This is a genomic window from Mycobacterium sp. TH-M25 (assembly GCF_057473665.1).
The window spans coordinates 1-4419 of record NZ_JBYCLA010000101.1 but is presented as its reverse complement, the minus strand read 5'-3'; the positions used below and the strand labels follow the sequence as shown (position 1 = coordinate 4419).

3 protein-coding genes are annotated in these 4419 nt (G+C 65.5%); all 3 read left to right on the top strand.

The window, feature by feature from the left end:
• The coding region (locus AC2VOU_RS03670; RefSeq protein ID WP_486956127.1) for a circularly permuted type 2 ATP-grasp protein at nt 1-2542 on the top strand (2542 nt) is incomplete at its 5' end.
• Nucleotides 2539-3459, top strand: coding sequence for a transglutaminase family protein (locus AC2VOU_RS03665; RefSeq protein WP_486956126.1), 921 nt, complete (start codon nt 2539-2541; stop codon nt 3457-3459). The genes AC2VOU_RS03670 and AC2VOU_RS03665, both read left to right, overlap by 4 nt.
• Nucleotides 3452-4419: zinc-binding metallopeptidase family protein (locus tag AC2VOU_RS03660; protein WP_486956125.1), on the top strand; the 968-nt coding region annotated here is incomplete at its 3' end. The genes AC2VOU_RS03665 and AC2VOU_RS03660, both read left to right, overlap by 8 nt.

The window sequence follows — 4419 nt, the reverse complement described above, 5'->3', positions numbered from 1 at the left end:
CGAGTTCGTCGATGCCGCCGGCAACGTCCGCCCGGGCTGGTCGGAGTTCGCCGAGGTCGTCGGCGAGCGGGGGCGCACGGGTCTGGACCGGTTGCGTGCGACGGTCAGCGCGCTCGTCGACAACGACGGAATCACCTATATTTCCATCGATAACAGCGCAAGCGACAGCATCACCGGCAATGGTCACGACAATGGTCACGACATCGCTGCACCCACACCCTGGCAGCTGGACGGGCTGCCGCTACTGGTCTCATCGGAAGACTGGGACACCCTGGAATCCGGTGTGATACAACGCAGCCAGCTGCTTGACGAAGTGCTGGCCGACATCTACGGGCCACGGCATGTGGTCACCAGCGGCGTGTTACCGCCCGAGTTGCTGTTCGCCCACCCCGGCTATATCCGGGCGGCCAACGGGATAGAGGTTCCCGGCCGGCGTCAACTCTTCCTGCACGGCTGCGACGTCAGCCGGGACGGGTCCGGGGGTTTCCTGGTCAACGCGGACTGGACACAGGCCCCGTCGGGAGTCGGATACGCACTGGCCGACCGCCGGGTAGTTGCGCACGCGGCTCCGAACCTCTACGAGCGGGTCAGTCCACGCCCCACCTCGCCGTTCGCCCAGACGTTGCGGTTGGCGCTGATCAACGTGGCGCCCGAGTCCGCCGTGGATCCGGTGGTGGTGGTGCTCACCCCGGGCAGCTACTCCGAGACCGCGTTCGACCAGGCCTATCTGGCATCGGCGCTGGGATTCCCCCTGGTGGAAAGTGCTGATTTGGTGGTTCGCGCCGGCAAGCTGTGGATGCGCTCGCTGGGCACCCTGAAGCAAGTCGACGTCGTGCTGCGGCGCGTCGACGCCGAGTATGCCGATCCGCTCGATCTGCGTTCCGATTCTCAGTTGGGCGTGGTCGGGCTGGTCGAGGTGCTCCGACGCGGAGCGGTGACCGTGGTCAACACGCTCGGCAGCGGCATTCTGGAAAGCCCAGGACTGCTGCGGTTCTTGCCCCAACTGGCGCAGCTGCTGCTCGGTGAGACCCCGCTGCTACCGACAGCTCCCCTCTATTGGGGCGGCATCGACGCCGAACGCTCACACCTGCTCGCCCGAATGTCGACACTGTTGATCCGGCCGACTACCGGTGGCCAGACCATCGTCGGGCCCGAGTTGTCGTCGGGGCAACGCGAGGCGCTGGCGGCACGCATCGAGGCCACCCCCTGGCAATGGGTCGGCCAGGAGCCGCCGCAGTTCTCGTCAGCACCCACCGACCACTACTCGGACGGGCTGAGTTCCGCCAGCGTCGGAATGCGGTTGTTCACCGTCGCTCAACGGGGCGGCTACGCGCCGATGAGCGGTGGGCTCGGTTACGTCCTGGCGCCTGGAAACGCTGCCTACACCTTGGATACCGTTGCGGCAAAAGATATCTGGGTGAGGCCTTCGACGCGCACCCAAGCCGAGGTCACGGCGCCCACAGCCGAGCTGCCGGCAATCAAGCCCAGCGGCACCCGCGGGATCAGCTCGCCGCGGGTGCTCTCCGATCTGTTCTGGCTGGGCCGCTACGCTGAGCGGGCTGAGGGCATGGCCCGCTTGCTGACCATCACCCGTGAGCGTTACCACGAATTCCGCTACCGCCCAGAGATGGCGGGCAGCCAATGTGTGCCCGTACTGCTCGCCGCACTTGAGCAGATCACCGGCACGGGCACCGGAAATTCCGACGCGAAGCGGGTGGCGGATGCGCCACGCACCCTGTGGTCGTTCACCGTCGATGCACAGCGCCCCGGTTCGCTGACGCAGTCAGTGGAACGCCTGGGTTTGGCGGCCCGAGCGGTACGTGACCAGATGTCCAAGGACACCTGGATGATCCTTGGTGGTGTCAAACGGGCCTTGGCGCAGCTGACGAACGGACGCCCAGCCCCACCTAGCGAACCCGCAGCCGATGACACCGCGTTGGGCACTGCGCATGCTCTGACTCTGGCGGGAATGCTGGCACTGTCCGGAGTGGCCGCCGAATCGATGGTTCGTGACGTCGGTTGGACGATGACCGATATCGGCAAACGGATCGAGCGCGGGTTGTGGCTAGCCGGACTGTTACGCGCCACGTTGGGGAGAGCTCACGGCCTCGTCGACGAGCAAACAATCACCGAGTCCACTCTGGTGGCTTGCGAGTCGTCGGTGATTTACCTGCGGCGCAACCTGGGCGCGGTGAGTGTTGGCGCGGTGGCCGAGCTGGTGCTCTTCGATCCAGAGAACCCGCGGTCGCTGGTGTACCAGCTGGAACGGCTGCGCGCCGACGTGAAGTCACTGCCCGAAGTGTCCGGCCCGTCAAAGGCTGAACGGTTGGTCGATGAGATCAACACCCCGCTACGACGCTTGGACCCGGCCGACCTCAATGTGGTTGGCGCCGAAGGCGAGCGGGCCGAGCTGACCGCGTTGCTTGACGGTGTGCACACCGGGCTGCGCGACCTGGCCGGCGTCATCACCGCCACCCAGCTCTCGCTGCCCGGCGCGATGCAGCCGCTGTGGGGATCCGACCGACGCCGGACGCTGCCGTGACCGCACTCTCCGGCCAGCCGCCTACCCGCCGTTATCGCATCACCCACCGCACCGAATACCGTTACTCCGATATCGTGACCAGTTCCTATGGCCGCGGGTTTCTCAGGCCGCGTGACTGCGAGAGGCAGCGCTGCCTTGCCCACGAGTTGCGGATCGAGCCGGCACCTGCCGACAGCTCCATCAGTCGCGACACCTACGGCAACGTCAGCTCGTATTTCCACATCACCGAGCCGCACCAAACCCTGACGATCACCAGTGACTCCATCGTCGAGGTGGACCCGCCACCGGCCGATCTCTACGACGGCGGATCAGCGTGCGCCCCCTGGGAGACCGCTCGTCCCGCCGGCTTGGACGGGGCGCTGGCCACTGATTTCACCCTTGACCTGGACCCGCCGGAGATCACCGATGACGTGCGCGAGTACGCCGCTCCCAGCTTCGCGGCGGGGCGCTCGCTGATCGAGGTGCTGCGCGACCTGACTGGACGAATCTACGGCGACTTCACCTACCGCTCCGGTTCGACGACGGTGTCTACCGGAGTCACCGAGGTGTTGGCGGCCCGTGAAGGGGTATGCCAAGATTTCGCCCGGCTGGCGATCGCTTGCTTGCGCGCCAACGGCCTGGCCGCCAGCTATGTCTCCGGCTATCTGGCCACCGACCCGCCGCCGGGCAAGGACCGGATGATCGGCGTCGACGCTACCCACGCCTGGGCGGCGGTGTGGACACCTGAGCACCACTGGCTCGGCCTGGACCCCACCAACGACCAGATGGCCGACGAGCGATACATCATCGCCAGCCTTGGCCGCGACTACACGGATGTGCCGCCGCTGCGCGGTATCATCTACACTAACTCCGAGAGCAGCGTCATCGACGTCGCCGTCGACGTAACACCCTGCGAAAGTGAAGTGCTGCATGCGTGACTTCGTGTGCCCCAACTGCGGTCAGCGCTTGACGTTCGAGAACTCGATATGCTTGTCCTGCGATGCCGCACTCGGGTTCTCGCTCGATGACATGACCCTGCTGGTGATCGCCGAATCGGAGCGCGACCAACCCGGCGCCGTCCACGCCGAGGATTACCAACTGTGCTCCAACCTTCATCTCGCCGAATGCAATTGGCTGGTCAAGGAGCGCCAATTCGGTGGGCTGTGCGCATCCTGCAAGCTGACCCGAAAACGGCCCAACGATGCCGACACCAAGGGGCTGGCCGCTTTCGCACAGGCTGAACGAGCCAAGCGGCGGCTGATCGCTGAACTGTGCGAGCTGAAATTGCCGATCATCGGACGCGATGAAGACCCCGACTACGGACTGGCATTCGAGCTGCTATCGAGCGAGCACAAAAAGGTCCTCACCGGACACCGCAACGGCGTCATCACACTGGATCTGGCCGAAGGTGACGACGTGCACCGCGAGCGGTTGCGGATCGAGATGGACGAACCGTACCGCACCCTGCTCGGGCACTTCCGCCACGAGATCGGACACTACTACTTCTACCGGCTCATCGACCCGTCACCGGAGTACCTCGCACGCTTTGGCGAGCTGTTCGGCGACCCGGACGCCGACTACCAGCAGGCGCTGAGCCGCCACTACCGCGACGGTCCACCAGCGGGCTGGGAGGAGCGCTTCGTGTCGTCGTATGCGGCCATGCATCCGGCCGAGGACTGGGCGGAGACCTTCGCGCATTACTTGCACATCCGCGACGCCCTGGACACGTCGGCTGCGTGCGGTATCGCACCTGCTGCGGCAACGTTCGAGCGGAGGGTGTTGGGTCCCAGCGCTTTTCCTACCATCATAGAGATGTGGCTGCCGCTGGCGTGGTCGCTGAACATGGTGAACCGCTCGATGGGCCACGACGACCTGTATCCATTCGTGCTACCGGTCCC